The 20,456-nt window shown below is 74.1% G+C and carries 14 protein-coding genes; 12 read left to right on the forward strand and 2 right to left on the reverse strand.

Features of this window, described 5'->3' with window-relative positions; translation table 11 throughout:
* Positions 1-85: 85 nt before the first annotated feature.
* A complete protein-coding gene (locus ACFY7E_RS26315; protein ID WP_389488888.1) occupies positions 86-793 on the forward strand; it encodes a class III extradiol dioxygenase subunit B-like domain-containing protein in 708 nt (235 codons plus the stop codon).
* Between the two features lie 99 nt (positions 794-892).
* Here the strand turns inward: ACFY7E_RS26315 and ACFY7E_RS26320 are convergent, their stop codons facing one another.
* The gene (locus ACFY7E_RS26320; RefSeq protein WP_389488890.1) at positions 893-1,240 is read right to left on the reverse strand and encodes an antitoxin; all 348 of its coding nucleotides are present in this window, start codon (positions 1,238-1,240) and stop codon (positions 893-895) included.
* A 345-nt stretch (positions 1,241-1,585) separates the two neighbouring features.
* Here ACFY7E_RS26320 and miaA point away from each other — a divergent pair, with 345 nt between their 5' ends.
* The 6 genes from miaA to hflX all read left to right on the forward strand — a co-directional run bounded on the left by miaA (position 1,586) and on the right by hflX (position 10,009).
* A complete protein-coding gene (gene miaA / locus ACFY7E_RS26325) occupies positions 1,586-2,524 on the forward strand; it encodes a tRNA (adenosine(37)-N6)-dimethylallyltransferase MiaA (RefSeq protein WP_389488892.1) in 939 nt (312 codons plus the stop codon).
* A gap of 108 nt (positions 2,525-2,632) precedes the next feature.
* On the forward strand, positions 2,633-3,154 hold the full coding sequence (locus tag ACFY7E_RS26330; protein ID WP_389489008.1) for a hypothetical protein: 522 nt from the start codon (positions 2,633-2,635) through the stop codon (positions 3,152-3,154).
* 172 nt (positions 3,155-3,326) lie between these two features.
* A complete protein-coding gene (gene dapF, locus ACFY7E_RS26335) occupies positions 3,327-4,244 on the forward strand; it encodes a diaminopimelate epimerase (protein ID WP_389488894.1) in 918 nt (305 codons plus the stop codon).
* Between the two features lie 137 nt (positions 4,245-4,381).
* A complete protein-coding gene (locus ACFY7E_RS26340; RefSeq protein WP_389488896.1) occupies positions 4,382-6,622 on the forward strand; it encodes a RelA/SpoT family protein in 2,241 nt (746 codons plus the stop codon).
* A gap of 162 nt (positions 6,623-6,784) precedes the next feature.
* On the forward strand, positions 6,785-8,296 hold the full coding sequence (locus ACFY7E_RS26345) for a M1 family metallopeptidase (RefSeq protein WP_389488898.1): 1,512 nt from the start codon (positions 6,785-6,787) through the stop codon (positions 8,294-8,296).
* Positions 8,297-8,515: 219 nt separating this feature from the next.
* Positions 8,516-10,009: a GTPase HflX gene (gene hflX / locus ACFY7E_RS26350; RefSeq protein WP_389488900.1), complete on the forward strand. Its 1,494-nt coding sequence runs from the start codon at positions 8,516-8,518 to the stop codon at positions 10,007-10,009.
* Positions 10,010-10,327: 318 nt separating this feature from the next.
* Here hflX and ACFY7E_RS26355 read toward each other — a convergent pair whose 3' ends face one another.
* Positions 10,328-11,503 carry a trypsin-like serine peptidase gene (locus ACFY7E_RS26355; RefSeq protein ID WP_389488903.1) on the reverse strand — a complete coding sequence of 392 codons (1,176 nt, stop codon included), beginning with the start codon at positions 11,501-11,503 and terminating at the stop codon, positions 10,328-10,330.
* A 600-nt stretch (positions 11,504-12,103) separates the two neighbouring features.
* On the opposite strand from ACFY7E_RS26355, the gene ACFY7E_RS26360 reads away from it, so the two are divergent.
* The 5 genes from ACFY7E_RS26360 (at position 12,104) to ACFY7E_RS26380 (ending at position 20,448) form a co-directional block, all read left to right on the forward strand.
* Entirely contained in the window at positions 12,104-13,477 is a 1,374-nt protein-coding gene (locus ACFY7E_RS26360; protein ID WP_389489010.1) for a diaminobutyrate--2-oxoglutarate transaminase family protein, read from the forward strand.
* 41 nt (positions 13,478-13,518) lie between these two features.
* Positions 13,519-15,471, forward strand: coding sequence for an IucA/IucC family protein (locus ACFY7E_RS26365; RefSeq protein ID WP_389488906.1), 1,953 nt, complete (start codon positions 13,519-13,521; stop codon positions 15,469-15,471).
* Positions 15,472-15,579: 108 nt separating this feature from the next.
* Entirely contained in the window at positions 15,580-16,407 is an 828-nt protein-coding gene (locus ACFY7E_RS26370; RefSeq protein ID WP_389488908.1) for a GNAT family N-acetyltransferase, read from the forward strand.
* A 194-nt stretch (positions 16,408-16,601) separates the two neighbouring features.
* Entirely contained in the window at positions 16,602-18,437 is a 1,836-nt protein-coding gene (locus ACFY7E_RS26375) for an IucA/IucC family protein (RefSeq protein ID WP_389489013.1), read from the forward strand.
* A 37-nt stretch (positions 18,438-18,474) separates the two neighbouring features.
* Positions 18,475-20,448, forward strand: a complete 1,974-nt coding sequence (locus ACFY7E_RS26380) for an ATP-dependent DNA helicase (protein ID WP_383434970.1) — start codon at positions 18,475-18,477, stop codon at positions 20,446-20,448.
* Positions 20,449-20,456: the final 8 nt, after the last annotated feature.

Genomic DNA, 20,456 nt, shown 5'->3' on the forward strand with positions numbered 1-20,456 from the left:
CCCGCCCCGGTCGCCCCGGGAACCGTTCCTCCGGGGAGCGCGCTCCCCGGACGGCACCGGTCAGAGGCGCAGTAAGGTGCGGATCATGCTTGTCGCCGCAGCCGTCTGCCCCTGTCCGCCGCTCCTCGTGCCCGAGGTCGCGACCGGCGCCGCCCCCGAGCTGGACGCCCTGCGGGCCGCCTGCGCGGACGCCGTCGGGCTGCTCGCCGCCGCCCGCCCGGACCGGCTGTACGTCGTGGGGCCCGCGGCCGGGGGCGCGGCAGGCGTCTTCCCGGCCGGTTCCACCGGCTCCTTCGCCGGATTCGGCGTCGACCTCTCCGTACGCCTCGGCGACGGTCCGGCCGGCGACCGTCCCCTCCCCGTCCCCCTCGCCGTCGGGGCCTGGCTCCTCGACCGGGCCCGCTGGGCCGGCGCGCCCGTCGAGGGTCTGGGAGTGGGGGAGGACACCCCGGCCGAGACCTGCGCCGAGACCGGCCGCGGGCTCGCCGCCTCCGCCGACCGCGTCGCCCTCCTCGTGATGGGCGACGGCAGCGCCTGCCGGACCGTGAAGGCCCCCGGCTACCTCGACGAGCGGGCCGCCGGCTTCGACACGGAGGCCGTCCGCGCGCTGGGCGCGGCCGACGCGCCCGCGCTGCTCGCCCTCGACGCACGGCTCGCGCACGAGCTGAAGGCGTCCGGCCGCGCTTCCTGGCAGGTCCTCGCGGGCGCCGCCGAGGGCGCCGGACTCGACGGCCGACTGCTCCACGAGGACGACCCCTACGGGGTCGAGTACATCGTCGCCGCCTGGTCCTGAGAACCCCCGAAGCACCCCGGACACGGCGGCGGGTGGCCCCGGAGCACATTCGCTCCGGGGCCACCCGCCGTCACCCTCCGGGGACTTCCCGGGAACCCGTCAGGCGGCCGGCGGCGGCGTCACACCACCGCCACCAGAAGTGCCACCGGTCCCGGGAGCACCGCCGGCTCCCGGCACCCCGCCACTGCCCGGCGTCCCGGGCGCGCCGGGCGTGCCGCCGGTCCCGGGAGCACCGCCCTCCTTGTGGCCCATCCGGTCGATGGCCTCCTTGGCCTTGCCCGTACCGGAATGGATCTTGTCGCTGTACTTGCCCTTGGTCCTCTCGTCGACCACCCTCGCGGCCTTGTCCAGACCCTGGTCGATCTTGCCACCGTGCTGCTGCGCCAGATCGGCGACCTTGTCCTTGGCCGGGGCGAGCTTGGCCTTCAGCGAATCCAGGAGACCCATGGGGCACCTTCCCTCCACGAGCCCGTGCGGGCCCGTCCTCGTGTCCTGCCCCCAGAGCCCGGGGGCCTGCCTACGCGCCTTCGGCCGCCTCGGCGTCCTCCGTACGGTCCGCGTTCCCGCTCTTCTCCGAAGAACTCGCGACCGCGTCCGTCCGGGTGTACCGCTCAGGGCGAAAACCTACGGCAAAACCTTGACAAAACGCCCATATCCCTCCACAGCCTACTCGGGAGGAGGGATCTCCGCGACGACCGGCGGGCGGGTGCCGCGTACGGGGCAACGAGTCCGGCCGGGACCCGTCACGCGACTCGTTCGGGGACGGGCCCGGAGGTTTGCGAGACTGGGGCGGTGAGAAGCGCAGCTCCCGCCCCGCGGGTCATCACCGTCGTCGGCCCCACGGCGGCCGGAAAGTCCGATCTGGGCGTGTTCCTGGCCCAGCAGCTCGGCGGCGAGGTCGTCAACGCCGACTCGATGCAGCTGTACCGGGGGATGGACATCGGGACCGCCAAACTGACGCCCGAGGAGCGCGGCGGCGTCCCGCACCACCTCCTCGACATCTGGGACGTCACCGAGGCCGCCAGCGTCGCCGAGTACCAGCGCCTCGCCCGCGCCGAGATCGACCGGCTGCTCGCCGCCGGCCGCACCCCGGTCCTCGTCGGCGGCTCCGGCCTCTACGTACGGGGGGCCGTCGACGCCCTGGAGTTCCCCGGCACCGACCCCGCCGTCCGGGCCCGTCTGGAGGCCGAGCTCGACGAGCGCGGCCCCGGCGTCCTGCACGCCCGGCTCGCCGGGGCCGACCCCGAGGCCGCCCGCGCGATCCTGCCCGGCAACGGGCGCCGCATCGTCCGGGCCCTCGAAGTGATCGAGATCACCGGCAAGCCCTTCACCGCCAACCTCCCCGGCCCCGACTCCGTCTACGACACCGTCCAGATCGGCGTCGACGTGGCCCGCCCCGAGCTGGACGAACGGATCACCACGCGCGTGGACCGCATGTGGGAGGCCGGCCTGGTCGACGAGGTGCGCGCCCTGGAGGCCCGGGGACTGCGCGAGGGCCGCACCGCCGCCCGCGCCCTCGGCTATCAGCAGGTCCTCGCGGCGCTCGCGGGGGAGTGCACCGAGGACGAGGCGCGCGCCGAGACCGTCCGGGCCACCAAGAGGTTCGCCCGCCGCCAGGACTCGTGGTTCCGCCGCGACCCGCGCGTGCACTGGCTCAGCGGGGCCGCCGACCACCGCGGGGAACTCCCGCGAGAGGCGCTGTCGTTGGTCGAACGAGCGGTTACAGCCTGATCACGTGATGGCATCGGGACGCCCTGCCCGTCATTCCGGCGGCCGTGAGCGTGCCATCATCGAGCATCGATCGACCAAGTGGAGTCCGAGTGGGGAGGGCGCGTGGCGATGGAGGCCGGCCCTCGCGACAGAGAACAGCACGAAGCGGTCCTGGGCGACCCGGCGGCGGGCCCGTCGGGTGAGACCCCGGGACGCCTCGGACACCCGGTGGACGACGCTCCGGCCGGGCCCCCGGGACTGACCCCGGACGGCCCCGACGACGCGGTCGGCACCGCCGTCGAGGTGGACGCCGACGAGGTCGAGGTCGAGCTGCGCCCCCAGCGGCGGCTGCGGATCTGGCAGCTCGCCCCGATCGTGGGCCTCGCCGCCGTCGGCTCGCTGATGTTCGCCTTCCCGCTCGCCTTCGGCTCCGGGGACGGCGGCGCGGTCGTCGCCATGCTCGGCCTGCTCATCAGCTCCTGCGCGGCGGGCTGGGGCGTGATGGCCGCCCGCAAGGTCGGCCACACCTGGCCCGGCCTCCCGGCGCGCGGCTCCGGCGAGCGTCCGGACTGGCGCGTCCTCGCCCTGTACGTGGCGACCATCGGCGCCCTGGTCGCCCTCGCGGTCTGGCGCGTGGCCCGCCTCCGCTGACCTCCGCGGTCCGGACGGGTGGCCCGCCTCCACCGCCCCGCGCGATCCGGCGCGCGGCCCGCCCCCGCCGGACCCGGGCCGAAGGCCCCGCCCCGCAGGACCCGGGCCCTCGGACCCGCCCCGACGGCCCCGCACATCGTCGCCCCCGCCCCCGCCCCGTACAGTTGATCTCGTGACCAGCACGCAGACCTCCCCGCTCCGTTTCCTCAAGGGCCACGGCACCGAGAACGACTTCGTGATCGTCCCCGACGCGGAGAACGCCCTCGACCTGCCCCCCGCCACCGTCGCCCGGCTCTGCGACCGGCGGGCCGGCATCGGAGGCGACGGGCTGCTGCACGTCGTGCGCAGCGCCGCCCACCCCGAGGCCCGGCACCTGGCCGACGAGGCCGAGTGGTTCATGGACTACCGCAACGCCGACGGCTCGGTCGCCGAGATGTGCGGGAACGGGGTCCGGGTCTTCGCCCGCTACCTGGAGCACGCCGGACACGTCACCGCCGGCGAGGTGGCCGTCGCCACCCGTGGCGGGATCAAGCACGTCCACCTCGACAAGGACGGCTCCGTCACCGTGGCCATGGGCCGCGCGGTCCTCCCCGAGGCCGGCGCCACGATCACCGTCGACGGCCGCAGCTGGCCCGCCCGCAACGTGAACATGGGCAACCCGCACGCGGTCGCCTTCGTCGAGGACCTCGACCACGCCGGGACCCTGTTCACCGAGCCCGCCTACGCGCCCGCCTCGGTCTACCCGGACGGGGTCAACATCGAGTTCGTCGTCGACCGGGGCCCCCGCCACGTCGCCATGCGGGTCCACGAGCGCGGCGCCGCCGAGACCCGCTCCTGCGGCACGGGCGCGTGCGCCGTCGCCGTCGCCACCGCCCGCCGGGACGGCACCGACCCCGCCGGGACCGGCACCCCCGTCACGTACACCGTCGACGTCCTCGGCGGCACCCTGGTCATCACCGAGCACCCCGACGGGCGGATCGACATGACCGGCCCGGCCGTCATCGTCGCCGAGGGCACCCTCGACCCCGCCTGGCTCGCCGAGGGTCCCGAGAACGCCGCGGGCACCGGAATCGAAACGGCCAGTGACTGAATTATCGCTCGAATGGGTGATCCGATTCACGCTGAGCGAGAGCGTGACTGCGCCGCGTGGTGGGGTCGGTAGCATCAAGCACCGGCCCCCGGGCACGTCTGGCCCGCCCACCGCCGGTCTGTCGCCGGAGGTGCCCCATGAGCGCAGAGGCCGCCAACCCCTTGAGCACGGCGGATGACGCCGCCACCGACGTGACCGTCCGCAAGCGTGGACGCGCCCGCATCGACCTGCGCCGGCTCGGCCGCGCCGCCCTGCTCGGCGCCACCGCGGGACCGGCCCCCCGCGACCGGCTCCCCGACGCCATCGGCCACGTCGCCGAGGCGCACCGCGCCCACCACCCCGAGGCCGACCTGACGGTGCTGCGCCGGGCGTACGTACTCGCCGAGTCCTCGCACCGCGGCCAGTTCCGCAAGAGCGGCGAGCCGTACATCACCCACCCGCTCGCGGTCACCCTCATCCTGGCCGAACTCGGCGCCGAGACCACCACCCTCACCGCCTCCCTCCTCCACGACACCGTCGAGGACACCGAGGTGACGCTCGATCAGGTGCGCCGGGAGTTCGGCGACGAGGTCGCCTACCTCGTCGACGGCGTCACCAAGGTCGAGAAGATCGACTACGGCGCCGCCGCCGAACCCGAGACCTTCCGCAAGATGCTCGTCGCCACCGGCAACGACGTCCGGGTCATGTCGATCAAACTCGCCGACCGCCTCCACAACATGCGCACCCTCGGCGTGATGCGCCCCGAGAAACAGGCCCGGATCGCCAGGGTCACCCGGGACGTCCTCATCCCGCTCGCGGAACGGCTCGGCGTCCAGGCCCTCAAGACCGAGCTGGAGGACCTCGTCTTCGCCATCCTCCACCCCGAGGAGTACGAGACCACGCGCGCCCTCGTCGCCGGCGCCCCGCACGCCCCCGACGCGCTCGGCGCCGTCGCGGAACAGGTCGACGCCGTCCTGCGCGAGGCGGGCATCGGCGCCGAAGTCCACGTCAGGCCCCGGCACTTCGTCTCCGTCCACCGCGTCCGCCTCAAGCGCGGCGACCTGCGCGGCTGCGACTTCGGCCGGCTCCTCGTGCTCGTCGCCGAGGACGCCGACTGCTACGCGGTCCTCGGCGAGCTGCACACCTGCTTCACCCCGGTGATCTCCGAGTTCAAGGACTTCATCGCGGCGCCCAAGTTCAACCTCTACCAGTCCCTGCACACCGCCGTCGCCGCCCCCGACGGGGCCGTGGCCGAGGTCCTCATCCGGACCCACCGGATGCACAGGGTCGCGGAGGCCGGGGTCGTCGCCCTCGGCAACCCGCACGGGGGACCGGAACCGGCCGAGCAGCCGGAGGACACGGCACCCCCGGCCGGGCCGCAGGATGCCCCCGCGTCCCCGGCGCCCGAGGACGGCGAGCGCGTCGACCCCACCCGCCCCGGCTGGCTCTCCCGCCTCCTCGACTGGCAGCAGTCCGCCCCCGACCCCGACACCTTCTGGACCTCGCTGCGCGCCGACCTCGCCGAGGACGACGAGATCACCGTCTTCCGCGCCGACGGGGACGCCCCCGGCACGATCAGCCTGCCCGCCGGCGCCAGCTGCGTCGACGCCGCCTACGCCCAGCACGGCGAGGCCGCCCACGCCTGTCTCGGCGCCCGCGTCAACGGGCGCCTCGCCCCGCTGAGCACCGTCCTGGGCGACGGCGACACCGTCCAGCTGCTGCTCGCCCAGGACCCCGTGTCCGGCCCGTCCCCGGAGTGGCTGGACCACGCCCGCACCCCCGCCGCCCGGATCGCCATCACCGGCTGGCTGCGGGACCACCCCGAGAGCGCCGCCCCCGCCGACCCCCGGCACCGGCCCCGGCCCGACGACCGGCCCGGGACACGGCCCGACCCCCGTCCGGCCGACGACCGCCGCTCCGGCGCCGAGCTCCACGCCGACGTGGACGGCGAGCGGCCCGCCGCCGTCCGCCCGGCCGGATGCTGCACCCCCGTACCCCCCGACGAGATCACCGGTTTCCGGGTGAGCGGCGGGTCGGTCACCGTCCACCGTTCCGGCTGCGCCTCCGCCGACGCCATGCGCCGGATCGGCCGCCCCCCCGTCGTCGTCCGCTGGGGCGACACCGCCCAGGGCAGGGTCACCCTCGTCGCCGAGTCCTTCGGCAGGCCCGGACTCCTCGCCGACCTCACCGAGGCCATCGCCACCGCCGGGGCCGCGGTCGTCTCCGCGACCGTCGAGCCGCCCAGTGAGCAGCGGGTCCGCCACACGTACACCCTCCACCTCCCCGACGCGGCGGAGCTCCCCGCCCTCATGCGGGCCATGCGGGACGTGCCCGGGGTGTACGACGTGAGCCGCGCCCGCCACCGCGCGTCACCCCGACCCCGCCCGCGCCGGACATGAGGGAACACGGCCGTGCACGCGCGGGACGGGCGGACCCTCCACGGGGGCGGGCAGGTGACCCCCGGGGGTGAACCCCTTCGGGTGTCGGGCGGGCGAGCCGTCCCGGCGTGCGGCGAAAGCCCTGGTAGCCGTAGGGTTTCACCCCCGGAAAGGCCCTGGCCCATGCCGTTCGCCCGATCCCCCGTGCCGTTCGACCGCGCCCCCCTGCCCCGCGCCCGGTGGCTCCGCTCCGCCGCCCTGGTCGCCTCCTCGGCCGGGCTCGTCGCCGCCTCCCTGCCCGCCCCGACGCCGCTCGGCATCGGCGACCCGCTCTTCCCGCACCTCGGCAACCCGGGCTACGACGTCCTCGCGTACACCCTCGACATCGCCTACCCCGGCGTGAACACGAAGCCGCTCTCCGCCGTGACCCGGATCGACGCGCTCGCCACCGACGACCTGGAGCGGATCAACCTCGACTTCACCCACGGCCGGGTCTCCGCCGTCACCGTCGACGGCCGGCCCGCCGCGTACACCAGCCGCGGCGAGGACCTGGTCGTCACCCCCGCCGAGCCCGTCGACGCGGACGAGCCGCTCCGGATCACCGTCACCCACACCAGCGACCCCACCGGCCCCGCCGACACCGGCGGCTGGGTCCGCACCGGCGACGGCCTCGCCATGGCCAACCAGGCCGACGCCGCCCACCGGGTCTTCCCGTCCAACGACCACCCGGCGGACAAGGCGTACTTCACCTTCCGGATCACCGTCCCCGACGGACTCACCGCCGTCGCCAACGGCCTGCCCGCCGGCCGCGTCCGCCACGGCTCCCACACCACCTGGACCTACCGCACCCGCCACCCCATGGCCACCGAGCTCGCCCAGGTCTCCATCGGCCGCTCCACCGTCGTCCACCGCGCGGGCCCCCACGGGCTGCCCCTGCGGGACGTGGTCCCCACCGCCGACCGGGAGCTCCTGGAACCCTGGCTCCGCAGGACGCCGGGGCACGTGGAGTGGATGGAGCGGCAGGTCGGCCCGTACCCCTTCGAGACGTACGGCGTGCTCGTCGCCGACGCCGCCACCGGCTTCGAGCTGGAGACCCAGACCCTCTCGCTCTTCGAGCGCCGCCTCTTCACGGAGCCGGCCCTCCCCGAGTGGTACGTCGACTCGATCATGGTCCACGAGCTGGCCCACCAGTGGTTCGGCGACAGCGTCTCGCCCCGCAGCTGGTCCGACCTGTGGCTCAACGAGGGACACGCCAGCTGGTACGAGGCCCTGTACGCCGACGAGACCGCCGGCAGGCCCCTGGAGAAGCGCATGAAGGCCGCCTACGCCGCCTCCGACGGGTGGCGGGCGGCCGGTGGGCCCCCGGCGGCCCCCGAGCCGCCCTCGCCGGACCACAAGATCAGCCTCTTCCGGCCGATCGTCTACGACGGCAGCTCCCTCGTCCTCTACGCGCTCCGCCAGGAGATCGGCACCGACGCCTTCCGGCGCCTGGAGCGTGCCTGGGTCGCCCGGCACCGCGACGCGAACGCCACCACCGCCGACTTCGTCGCCCTGGCCGGCCGGACCGCCGGACGCGACCTCACCGGCTTCCTCCGGGACTGGCTGTACGGGGAGAAGACCCCGCCCATGCCGGGGCACCCGGACTGGCGCAGCAACCCGGTCCGGGGCGCGGGGGACGCGCCGAAGGCCGGGTGAGGGGTCCGGGCGCGGGCGCTCCGGGCCCCGGACCACGGCACGGCGGACGTCACGAAACCCGGGTGACGGGCCCCGCGAATGCCGCGAAACCCGGGTGACGGGCCCCCGCGGACCGTGTCACCATCGTCCGGTCGGCGACGCGGCCGGGTCCGGGAATCTTCCGGCGCCCGCGTGCGTTGTCACCGTCACACCCTCTTTCTCCTCAGACGTAAGGATCCAATGACCTCCTCTTCATCCCCTTCCCAGGACAACCAGAGCTTCGCGGAGACGAGCCGTACCGAGAGCCTTCGGGCCGATGCCCTGATGGAAGAGGACGTCGCCTGGAGCCACGAGATCGACGGAGAGCGGGACGGCGACCAGTTCGACCGCTCCGAGCGCGCGGCCCTGCGCCGCGTCGCCGGCCTCTCCACCGAGCTCGAGGACGTCACCGAGGTCGAGTACCGCCAGCTGCGCCTGGAGCGCGTCGTGCTGGTCGGCGTCTGGACCTCGGGGACCGTGCAGGACGCGGAGAACTCCCTCGCGGAGCTCGCTGCCCTCGCCGAGACGGCGGGCGCCCTCGTGCTCGACGGCGTGATCCAGCGCCGCGACAAGCCGGACCCGGCCACCTTCATCGGTTCGGGCAAGGCACGCGAGCTGCGGGACATCGTGGTCGAGACCGGCGCCGACACCGTCGTCTGCGACGGCGAGCTCAGCCCCGGCCAGCTCATCGCCCTCGAAGACGTCGTCAAGGTGAAGGTGGTCGACCGGACCGCCCTCATCCTCGACATCTTCGCCCAGCACGCCAAGTCCCGAGAGGGCAAGGCGCAGGTCGCGCTCGCGCAGATGCAGTACATGCTGCCGCGGCTGCGCGGCTGGGGCCAGTCGCTCTCCCGGCAGATGGGTGGCGGCGGCGGTGGCGGCATGGCCACCCGCGGTCCCGGTGAGACCAAGATCGAGACCGACCGGCGCCGCATCCGCGAGAAGATGGCGAAGATGCGCCGGGAGATCGCCGAGATGAAGACCGGCCGCGACATCAAGCGGCAGGAGCGGCGCCGCAACAACGTGCCGTCGGTCGCCATCGCGGGATACACCAACGCCGGTAAGTCCTCCCTGCTCAACCGGCTCACGGGCGCGGGCGTCCTCGTGGAGAACGCGCTGTTCGCCACGCTCGACCCGACCGTCCGCCGGGCCGAGACGCCCACCGGCCGGGTCTACACCCTGGCCGACACCGTCGGCTTCGTCCGGCACCTTCCGCACCACCTGGTCGAGGCGTTCCGCTCCACCATGGAGGAGGTCGGCGACTCCGACCTCATCCTGCACGTGGTGGACGGCTCGCACCCCGCCCCGGAGGAGCAGCTGGCCGCCGTGCGCGAGGTCTTCCGGGACGTCGGCGCGGTGAACGTGCCGGAGATCGTCGTGATCAACAAGGCGGACGCGGCGGACCCGCTGGTCCTCCAGCGGCTGCTGCGCACGGAGAAGCACTCCATCGCGGTCTCGGCCCGCTCGGGCCGGGGCATCGACGAGCTGCTCGCGCTCATCGACGCCGAGCTGCCGCGGCCGAAGGTCGAGATCGAGGCCCTCGTGCCGTACACGCAGGGCGGTCTGGTCTCGCGGGTGCACGCCGAGGGCGAGCTGGAGTCCGAGGAGCACACCCCCGAGGGCACCCTGATCAAGGCCAGGGTGCACGAGGAACTGGCGTCGCTCCTGGTGCCGTTCGTGCCCGCCGCGCACTGACGGGCCCGTCCGCGAGACGAAGGCGCCGGCCTCCTCCCTTTCGGGAAGGGGTCGGCGCCTTCGTCCGTTCCGTGGCGCGGACGGATCAGCGGACGTACTTCTCGCCGACCGTCTCGCGGGCCGCCCCGGCGCCGCGTCGCAGAAGATCTCGCCGACCGGGGCCGCGTCGCGGTGGCACGGCGCCTTCTCGCGCTGCGCCCGCACGGGCCGGGTACGCGTCCCGTGCCGGGGCCGGCCGCGGTCCGGCGCGCCCTGCGGGACGGGGGCGACACGGGTGGAGGCGGGACCCCCTCCCGGGGCCCCGCCTCCGTGCCGGACCTACTGGCCGGCGTACTTCTTGCTGACCGAGTCGAAGATGCCCTTGGCCTCCGGGCCGAGGCGCGGCCCCGCGAGCCAGCCCGCCGTCGACGGGCCGATCGAGGTGTTCGACACCAGCGCCGGCTTGCCGTCGCTGCCCTCGGCCACCCAACCGCCGCCCGACGAACCGCCGGTCATGGTGCAGCCGATCCGGTACATCGTCGGCTGGTCCGCCTTCAGGGACAGCCGACCCGGCTTGTCCTGGCACTGGAACATCTTCTGGCCGTCGAACGGCGCCGCCGCCGGGTAACCGGTCGCCGTCAGGCTCGCGACCTTCGGCACGGCGGGCGCGTTGAACTCCACCGGCAGCGCCGAACCGACCGTCTCCTCCAGGGACCTGGCGGGGGAGCCCTTCTCCGGGGTCACCTTGATGACCGCGAAGTCGTAGGGAGCGCCCGCGCCGCCCGTGCTCGCGCCCTCGGCGATCCACTGGTCGGAGGTCTTGACCCACTCCGCCCACCACACGCCGTACGGGGCGATCTGCTCCCGCGTCGCCTTCTCCAGGTCGGAGGTCGCCAGCGCCGAGTCGTTGTACGAGGGCACGAAGGCGATGTTGCGGTACCAACCGCCCTTCTTGCCCTTGTGCACGCAGTGACCGGCCGTCCAGACCATGTTGGACTTGCCCGGGTGCGCAGGGTCCTGCACGACCGTGGCCGAGCAGACCATCGAGCCCTCGGGACCGTCGAAGAAGACCTTGCCGGACTCGGGGGCGTTGTCGTGGTACTTCGCGTCCACGGCCTTCGCCCGCACCGGGTCCGGGGACGGGTCGGTGACGCCCTCGTCGCCCGAGATGTCCTCCTCCTCGACCGGCTTGTCGGGGCGCTCGGCCTCCCGCATCCGGTCCGGGTTCCAGAGGTCCTCGATGATCGGGTTGACGAAGTCCTTGGCCTCACGCAGCCACTTGTCGCGGTCCCAGTTCTTCCACTCGCCGTCGCGCCACCTGTCGAGGTCGATCCCGTGTTCCTTCAGGCGCTCCTTCAGCTCCTCCGGAATCTTGATCTTCTCGGCCGGGCTCAGGCTCGTGGGGGCACTGGGCTTGTCCCCCGCGTTCTCCTCGCTCGGCCCGCAGGACGTAACGGTGAGCGTCAGCGCCGCGACGGCGGAGGCCGCCGTCAGCAACGGACGAATCGATCGCATCTCGTGATCCCCCTGGGACTACGTCAACTTGTACAGCTCGTTGTTCACGGGCCTTTTCACGGACCTGTTCGCGGCCGGATCCCGGCGGACCGCGGCCGACGGCCTCCACTATGCCGGTGCCGGAGGGGACGGTACGCGCCCCACCGGTGGTTCCGGGCACCGTTCGGCCGTTGCCGTGCCGTGATCCGGGACACGCCAAGATCTTGCCTCCGGCCCGTGATCCCGGGGAGTTCCCGTCGTTGGTACGTACGGGGGACACAACGGAGGCGCCCGGAACGGTCCTTGCGGCCGCTCCACGACGCCCCGATGTGCAACGCAACTGTTACCGCGGGAGGACACCGAGCCGTGGCCGTGACCGAACCAGCTCCGGCCGTCCCGGCGGAGCCGCACGCCCCGCCGACCCCGACGACCGCACCGGGCGAAACGGACGAGACCGCTGGAGGGTACGAAGAGGGACTGGCGCCGGTGTCGGGGCGGGCATCCGCATCCGGGCAGCCGTCCGGGTCCGGGCAGCCGTCCGGGTCCGGGCAGGCGTCTCCGTCGGGACTCGGGCAGGCGTCTCCGTCGGGGCGGACGGTACGGGGAACCGGATACGAGGGGATCCTGCGCCGCCAGTCCCTGCGCGAGTCCGCCGCCCGCACCTACGCCCGCTCCCTGCCGATCGTGCCCGTGCGGGCCCGGGGGCTGACCATCGAGGGCGCCGACGGCCGCCGCTACCTGGACTGCCTCTCCGGCGCCGGGACGCTCGCGCTCGGCCACAACCACCCCGTGGTCCTCGAAGCCGTCAAGAAGGTCCTCGACTCGGGCGCCCCCCTCCACGTCCTCGACCTCGCCACCCCCGTCAAGGACGCCTTCACCTCCGAACTGTTCGCCACCCTCCCGGGCGAACTCGCCGACGACGCCCGCGTCCAGTTCTGCGGACCGGCCGGCACCGACGCCGTCGAGGCCGCCCTCAAGCTCGTCCGCACCGCCACCGGCCGCGACGGCGTCCTCGCCTTCACCGGTGCCTACCACGGCATGACCGCCGGAGCCCTCGCCGCCTCCGGCGGAGCCCCCGACGTCCGCGTGACCCGGCTGCCCTACCCGTACCCGTACCGCTGCCCCTTCGGCGTCGGCGGCGAACGCGGCGCGGAGCTCTCCGCCCGCTGGACCGAGAGCCTCCTCGACGACCCCAAGAGCGGTGTCACCACCCCCGCCGGAATGATCGTCGAGGCCGTCCAGGGGGAGGGCGGCGTCATCCCCGCCCCCGACGACTGGATGCGCCGGATGCGCCGCGTCACCGCCGACCGCGGCATCCCCCTCGTCGTCGACGAGGTGCAGACCGGGGTCGGCCGCACCGGAGCCTTCTGGGCCGTCGAACACAGCGGCGTCGTGCCCGACGTGATGGTCCTCTCCAAGGCCATCGGCGGCTCCCTCCCCCTCGCCGTCGTCGTCTACCGCTCCGCACTCGACGCCTGGGAACCGGGCGCCCACGCCGGCACCTTCCGCGGCAACCAGCTCGCCATGGCCGCCGGCACGGCCACCCTCGCGTACGTCCGCGAGAACCGGCTCGCCGAACGGGCCGGCACCCTCGGCGCCCGCATGCTCGGGCAGCTCGAAGGCCTCGCCGCGACCCACCCGTGCGTCGGCGACGTCCGGGGCCGCGGCCTGATGATCGGGGTCGAACTCGTCGACCCCGACGCGGCCGGCCCGGACGACACCGTCCCGCCCGCCGCCCCCGCCCTGGCCCTCGCCGTCCAGCAGGAGTGCCTGGCCCGGGGACTCATCGTCGAACTCGGCGGCCGCCACTCCGCGGTGGTACGGCTCCTGCCGCCGCTCACCCTCACCGACGAGCAGGCCACCGCCGTCCTGGACCGTTTCGCCGACGCCCTCGCCGCCGCCGAACGGGCCCGCGCCGTCCACCCGCCCTCCTCCCGCCGGGCCCCGGCCCCCACGCCCGCCCCCGGGCCGCCCCACCGACCGCCGTCCCCCTGACCCTCGGACCGCGCCCCCGGCCCCACCCCCCAAGGAAGCCCGTGAACGCCACGCCCACCTCCCCGGCGCCCGCCGCCCCCCTCCCCGCCACCGAGCCCCTCGGGTCCGGAACCTTCGCCCCCGGTGCACCCGGCGCCGAGCACCCCGGCCCGGAGCACCCCGATTCCGGGCGCCCCGACTCCGGTGACCCCACCGTCCCGCGCCAGCACGCCGGACCGCACGGCCCCCTGTCCTCCCGGTCGGCCGCCGACCCCCTGGACGACCCCGCCCCGGAGCGCGCCGCCGACACGGCCGCGGTCGAGAACCTCCTGCGCTGCTGGGTCCGGGAGAAGAACCTCCCCGACCCCGGCTCCGCCACCCTGCGCGTCCCCCTCGACTCCAGCGGCACCGCCCTCCTCGTCCCCGTCCTCTACTGGTCGCCCACCGGCTGGCACCGCTTCGGCGCTCCCGTCCTCGAAGGGCTCCCCTCCTCGGCGCCGCCCGTCGACGCCGTCACCGTCGCCGCCCTCCTCAGCCGGGAGACCGGCCGCCCCGAGGGCACCGAACTCGTCGGCCGGGTCGCCGACTCCGCCCGCCGCACCGCCGACTTCATCGCCGCGCGCCGCCACCGGCCCCAGCCGCACCCGGACGCCGACCTGTTCCTCGCCGCCGAACAGTCCCTCCTGCTCGGCCACCCCCTCCACCCCACCCCCAAGAGCCGGGAAGGCCTCACCGAGGCCGAGAACCGCCTCTACTCACCCGAACTGCACGGCGCCTTCCCCCTCCACTGGTTCGCCGTCGACACCTCCGTCCTGGCCTCCGACTCCGCCTGGACCGAACAGGGCCGGCCCGTCACCGCCGAGCAACTCGCCCTCGACCTCGCGGAGGGACCGGCGCTCCCCGCCGGCACCGTCCCCCTGCCCCTCCACCCCTGGCAGGCCCGCGAACTCCGCCACCGCCCCGACGTCCGCGCCCTCCTCGACGGCGGCCTCCTCCACGACCTCGGCCCTCATGGCGCCCCCTGGCACCCCACCTCCTCCATCCGCACCGTGCACCGGCCCGGTGCCCCGGCCATGCTCAAGCTCTCCCTCGGCCTGCGCATCACCAACTCCCGCCGCGAGAACCTCCGCAAGGAACTCCACCGAGGCGTCGAGGTCCACCGGCTGCTCCGGACCGGTCTCGTCGACGAGTGGCAGGCCGCCCACCCGGGCTTCGACATCGTCCGCGACCCCGCCTGGCTGGCCGTCGACGCCCCGGACGGCACCCCCGTCCCCGGCCTCGACGTCATGATCCGCCACAACCCCTTCGGCCCCGGCGACGACGCCGTCTGCATCGCCGCCCTCACCACCCCCCGCCCCTGGCCCGGGGCCACCGCCGTGCGCTCCCGGCTCGCCGACGTCATCGGCCGGCTCTCCGCCCGCACCGGCCGCCCCGCCGCGGCCGTGGCCACCGAGTGGTTCCTCCGCTACCTCGACCACGTCGTCCGCCCCGTCCTCTGGCTCGACGGACACGCCGGCATCGCCCTGGAGGCCCACCAGCAGAACACCCTGGTGCTCCTGGACCCGGACGGCTGGCCGGTCGGCGGCCGCTACCGCGACAACCAGGGCTACTACTTCCGCGAGTCCCGTCGGAGCGAACTGGAGAGCCGCCTCCCCGGCATCGGTGCCCACAGCGACACCTTCGTCTCCGACCAGGTCACCGACGAGCGCTTCGCCTACTACCTCGGCATCAACAACGTCCTCGGCCTGATCGGCGCCTTCGGCGCCCAGCACCTCGCCGACGAACGCGTCCTGCTCGCCGCCCTCCGCAGCTTCCTCACCTCCTCCACCGGTCTGGGCTCGCCCCTCCCGCACCGCCTCCTGGAAGCCGCGACCCTGCGCAGCAAGGCCAACCTCCTCACCCGCCTGCACGGCCTGGACGAACTCGTCGGCCCGGTCGACACCCAGTCCGTCTACGTCACCATCACCAACCCCCTCCGCGCCCACCTCTCCGCACTCGCCACCCCCGCCCCCTGACCTCCCCGTCCCCCTGCCGTCCCCGCCCTTCCACGCCGGACCTCTTCCGCCCCGATCCCAGCCGGCGGCCCCACGTCCCGACCGCACCGCCGAGAGGAGAGCGACACCGTGTCACCCACCCACCCCCCGGTCGACCCACCGGGGGACGACACCCTCGACCTGAGGGTCGACGACCTGATCGCCCTCCTCACCCGGGGAGCGCCGCCACAGTCCCCTGCCACCGGCGCCCCCACCACGGACCCCCCTACCACCGGCGCCTCCGCCCTCCCTGCCACCGATACCGGCACCGGCACCGACACAGGCGCAGGCACCCCGGCCGGCGTCCTCTTCCGCGGCGACCGCCCGCACCGCGAGCTCCTCGACGGCGACCTGCTCGACTCCGTCACCTCCTGGAGCCCCGCCACCACCCCGGCCGGTTCCTTCCGGCTCGTCCCCGTCCGGCCCGAACGGGACCTGCCGCTCCTCACCCGGTGGATGAACGACCCCGCCGTCGCCGCCTTCTGGGAGCTCGCCGGGCCCGAGACCGTGACCGCCGAACACCTCCGCGCCCAACTGGAGGGCGACGGCCGGAGCGTCCCCTGCCTCGGCCTGCTCGACGGCACGCCCATGAGCTACTTCGAGATCTACCGCGCCGACCTCGACCCGCTCGCCCGGCACTACCCGGCACGCCCCCACGACACGGGCGTCCACCTGCTGATCGGAGGCTCCACCGACCGGGGCCGGGGCGTCGGCACCACACTCCTGCGGGCCGTCGCCGACCTGGTCCTCGACCACCGGCCGCGGTGCACCCGCGTCGTCGCCGAACCCGACCTCCGCAACACCCCCTCGGTCTCGGCCTTCCTCGGCGGCGGCTTCCGCTACGCGGCGGAAGTCGACCTTCCCGACAAGAGAGCCGCCCTCATGATCCGTGACCGCGCCCTGCGGCACGTCCTCTGAACAAACCCCCTCCCTTGTGCACACCGCTCGTCCCACAGCGGTCCCCACCCCGAGGAGTCCTCGTGTCGACATCCCCTGCACCCCACGACTCCGCACCATCCACCCCTTCCGGCCCGACTTCCGCTCCCTCCTCCATCCCGGCTCCCGCCCTCGCGCCCGACACCCCGGCCTCCGCACCCGGCGCCCCGATCCGCGTGCCGACCGGTTCCCCGGCTCCCGCGTCCGGCGCTCCTGCCCCCGCGCCCGAACTGCTCGCGCCCCCCGAGCTGAACGCCGCCGCCTGGACCCGTGCCTCCTCCCGTCTCCTCGCCAAGCTCCTCGCCGAGTTCGCGTACGAAGAGGTCCTCGAACCCGTCCCCGTCGAGGACGTGGACAAGAACGGAGACGAGGACGGCGACCCCGACCGTTACGCGCTGCGGCTGGACGACGGCACCACGCTCACCTTCCGCGCCCGCCGTGGCGCCTACGGCAGCTGGCGCGTCGCCGCCGACTCGATCACCCACGAGGGCCGCCCCCTGACCGACCCCTTCGACCTCCTGGTCCGCGCCCGCGGTCTCCTCCGGCTCGACGGCGCCACCCTCGGCCACCTCATCCGCGAACTCTCCGCCACCCTCGCCGCCGACACCCGCCTCGACCACACGGCCCTCACCGCGAACGAGCTGGCCGACCTCCCCTACACGGAGCTCGAAGGCCACCAGACCGGCCACCCCTGGCTCGTCCTCAACAAGGGGCGCATCGGCTTCTCCGCCTCCGACACCGCCCGCTGGGCCCCCGAGGCACGCCGCCCCGTCCGGTTGCCGTGGATCGCCGTCAGCAACCGCCTCGCCGCCTACCGGGGCGTCCCCGGCCTCGAAACCCCCGATCTCCTCTACGCCCGGGAACTCGACCCCGAGGTCCGTGCCGCCTTCCGCACCGCCCTCAGCGCCCGTGGCCACGCACCCGACGACTACCTCCTGCTCCCCGTCCACCCCTGGCAGTGGGACGAGATCCTGCTCCCGCTCTACGCGCCGGCCGTCGCCTCCGGAGACATCGTCCCCCTCCCCACCGACGGAGACCTCCGCCTGCCGCAGCAGTCCGTCCGTACCTTCCTCAACACCAGCCGCCCCGACCGGCACACCGTCAAGCTCCCCCTCTCCGTGCTCAACACCCTCGTCTGGCGCGGACTGCCCACCGAACGCACCCTCGCCGCCCCCGCCGTGACCTCCTGGGTCCACGGACTGCGCGACACCGACCCGTTCCTGCGGGACGAGTGCCGGGTGATCCTCCTCGGGGAGGTGGCCTCCGTCACCGTCGAGCACCCGCTGTACGACCGGCTGCCCGAAGTCCCCTACCAGTACAAGGAGCTGCTCGGCGCGATCTGGCGCGAGCCCCTGGGACTGCCGCCGGGCGAACGCGCCCGCACCCTCGCCGCCCTCCTCCACACGGACCCGGCCGGCCGGGCCTTCGTCACCGAACTCATCGAGCGCTCGGGCCTCGCCCCCGCCGACTGGCTCCAGCACCTCTTCACCGCTCTGCTCCCTCCTCTGCTGCACTTCCTCTACCGCTACGGCACGGTCTTCTCGCCCCACGGCGAGAACGCCATCGTCGTGTACGACGCCGACGACGTCCCCGTACGCCTGGCGATCAAGGACTTCGTCGACGATGTGAACATCAGTGCCCACCCTCTTCCCGAACACGCCACCCTTCCGGACGACGTCCGCGGCGTCCTGTTGACGGAGGAGCCCGGTTTCCTGACCCAGTTCATCCACTCGGGGCTCTTCGTCGGCGTCTTCCGCTACCTGGCGCCGCTCTGCGAGGAGCAACTCGGAGTGCCCGAGCGGGACTTCTGGGCCCTCGTCCGCGCCGAGATCCTGCGCCACCAGGCGCGCTTCCCGGAGCTGAAGGAGCGCTTCGAGCTCTTCGACCTCCTCACCCCCCGTATCGAGCGGCTCTGCCTCAACCGCAACCGTCTGCACCTGGACGGCTACCGGGATCGGTCCGAGCGCCCCCACGCGGCCGTCCACGGGACCGTTCCCAACCCGCTCGCGTAACCGGGCTGTCGGTACCGCCCCTTAGGGTGGGAGCGCTATGACGAAGCCATCCCTCCCCGACCTCCTCCATGCCGCCGTCTCCGCCGTCGGCGGCACGGAGCGGCCCGGCCAGGTCGCCATGGCCGAGGCCGTGGCCGAGGCCATCGACGACAACTCCCACCTCCTCGTCCAGGCCGGCACCGGCACCGGCAAGTCGCTCGGCTACCTCGTGCCGGCGCTGGCCCAGGGAGAGCGGGTGGTGGTGGCCACGGCCACGCTGGCGCTGCAGCGCCAGCTCGTCGAGCGCGACCTCCCCCGGACGGTCGACGCGCTGCACCCGCAACTGCGCCGGCGCGCCCAGTTCGCCATGCTCAAGGGCCGGTCGAACTACCTCTGCCTGCACCGCCTCCACGAAGGGGTGCCGCAGGACGAGGAGGAGGGGCTCTTCGACCCCTTCGAGGCGGCCGCTCCCAGCAGCAAGCTGGGCCAGGACCTGATGCGTCTGCGGGACTGGTCCGACGAGACGGAGACCGGCGACCGGGACGACCTGACGCCGGGCGTCTCCGACCGGGCCTGGGCCCAGGTCTCGGTCTCCTCCCGGGAGTGCCTCGGCGCGAGCAAGTGCGCGTACGGGGCGGAGTGCTTCGCCGAGGCGGCCCGCGAGCGCGCCAAGCTCGCGGACGTCGTCGTCACCAACCACGCCCTGCTCGCCATCGACGCCATCGAAGGCGCCCCGGTGCTCCCGCAGCACGAGGTGCTGATCGTCGACGAAGCCCACGAGCTGGTCTCCCGCGTGACCGGCGTCGCCACCGGCGAACTCACCCCGGGCCAGGTCAATCGGGCGGTGCGACGGGCCGCCAAGCTCGTGGACGAGAAGATCGCCGATCAGCTGCAGACCGCAGCCGAAGGTTTCGAGCGGGTCATGGAGCTGGCGCTGCCGGGCCGCCTGGAGGAGATCCCGGAGGACCTCGCGTACGCCCTGATGGCGCTGCGGGACGCGGCCCGCGCCGTGATCACGGCCCTGGGCTCGACCCGCGACCGGGCCGTGCAGGACGAGGACGCCGTCCGCAAGCAGGCCATGGCCTCCGTGGAGACCGTCCACGGAGTCGCGGAGCGGATCACCCAGGGGTCCGAGTACGACGTCGTCTGGTACGAGCGGCACGACCGCTTCGGTGCCTCGCTGCGGGTCGCGCCGCTCACCGTCTCCGGTCTGCTCCGGGAGAAGCTGTTCACCGAGCGGTCCGTGGTGCTCGCCTCGGCCACGCTCAAGCTGGGCGGCGACTTCAACGGCGTCGGGGCCTCGCTCGGCCTTGCGCCCGAGGGCACCACCGGCGACGACCTGCCCGTCTGGAAGGGGCTCGACGTCGGCTCGCCGTTCGACTACCCCCGGCAGGGCATCCTGTACGTCGCCAAGCACCTCTCCCGTCCCGCGCGCGACGGGGACCGGGGCGACATGCTCGACGAGCTGACCGAGCTGATGCAGGCGGCCGGCGGGCGGACCCTGGGCCTCTTCTCCTCCATGCGCGCGGCGCAGCAGGCGGCGGAGGAGCTGCGGACCCGGATGCCGGAGCTGCCGATCCTGCTCCAGGGCGAGGACACCCTGGGCGAGTTGATCAAGAACTTCGCCGCCGACCCCAAGACCTGTCTCTTCGGCACGCTGTCGCTCTGGCAGGGCGTGGACGTCCCGGGCCCCAGCTGCCAGCTGGTCGTCATGGACAAGATCCCGTTCCCGCGCCCGGACGACCCGCTGATGAGCGCCCGGCAGAAGGCCGTCGAAGAGGCCGGGGGCAACGGCTTCATGGCGGTCGCGGCGACCCACGCGGCCCTGCTGATGGCCCAGGGCGCGGGCCGTCTCGTGCGGGCCACCGGCGACCGGGGCGTCGTGGCGGTCCTCGACCCCAGGCTCGCCACGGCCCGTTACGGCAGCTATCTCAAGGCCTCGCTGCCCGACTTCTGGTACACCACCGACCGCAACCAGGTGCGGAAGTCGCTCGCGGCCATCGACGCCGCCTCGAAGGCGGCGAGCGTCTGAGAGCCGGG

This window comes from Streptomyces sp. NPDC012825 (assembly GCF_042900925.1).
Lineage (GTDB): Bacteria > Actinomycetota > Actinomycetes > Streptomycetales > Streptomycetaceae > Streptomyces.

Coding starts and splice junctions, on each gene's coding strand:
- ACFY7E_RS26315 (WP_389488888.1), top strand. CDS start 86: ATGCTTGTCGCCGCAGCCGTCTGCCCCTGTCCGCCGCTCCTCGTGCCC.
- ACFY7E_RS26320 (WP_389488890.1), bottom strand. CDS start 1,240: ATGGGTCTCCTGGATTCGCTGAAGGCCAAGCTCGCCCCGGCCAAGGAC.
- ACFY7E_RS26330 (WP_389489008.1), top strand. CDS start 2,633: ATGGAGGCCGGCCCTCGCGACAGAGAACAGCACGAAGCGGTCCTGGGC.
- ACFY7E_RS26340 (WP_389488896.1), top strand. CDS start 4,382: ATGAGCGCAGAGGCCGCCAACCCCTTGAGCACGGCGGATGACGCCGCC.
- ACFY7E_RS26345 (WP_389488898.1), top strand. CDS start 6,785: ATGCCGTTCGCCCGATCCCCCGTGCCGTTCGACCGCGCCCCCCTGCCC.
- hflX (WP_389488900.1), top strand. CDS start 8,516: ATGACCTCCTCTTCATCCCCTTCCCAGGACAACCAGAGCTTCGCGGAG.
- ACFY7E_RS26355 (WP_389488903.1), bottom strand. CDS start 11,503: ATGCGATCGATTCGTCCGTTGCTGACGGCGGCCTCCGCCGTCGCGGCG.
- ACFY7E_RS26380 (WP_383434970.1), top strand. CDS start 18,475: ATGACGAAGCCATCCCTCCCCGACCTCCTCCATGCCGCCGTCTCCGCC.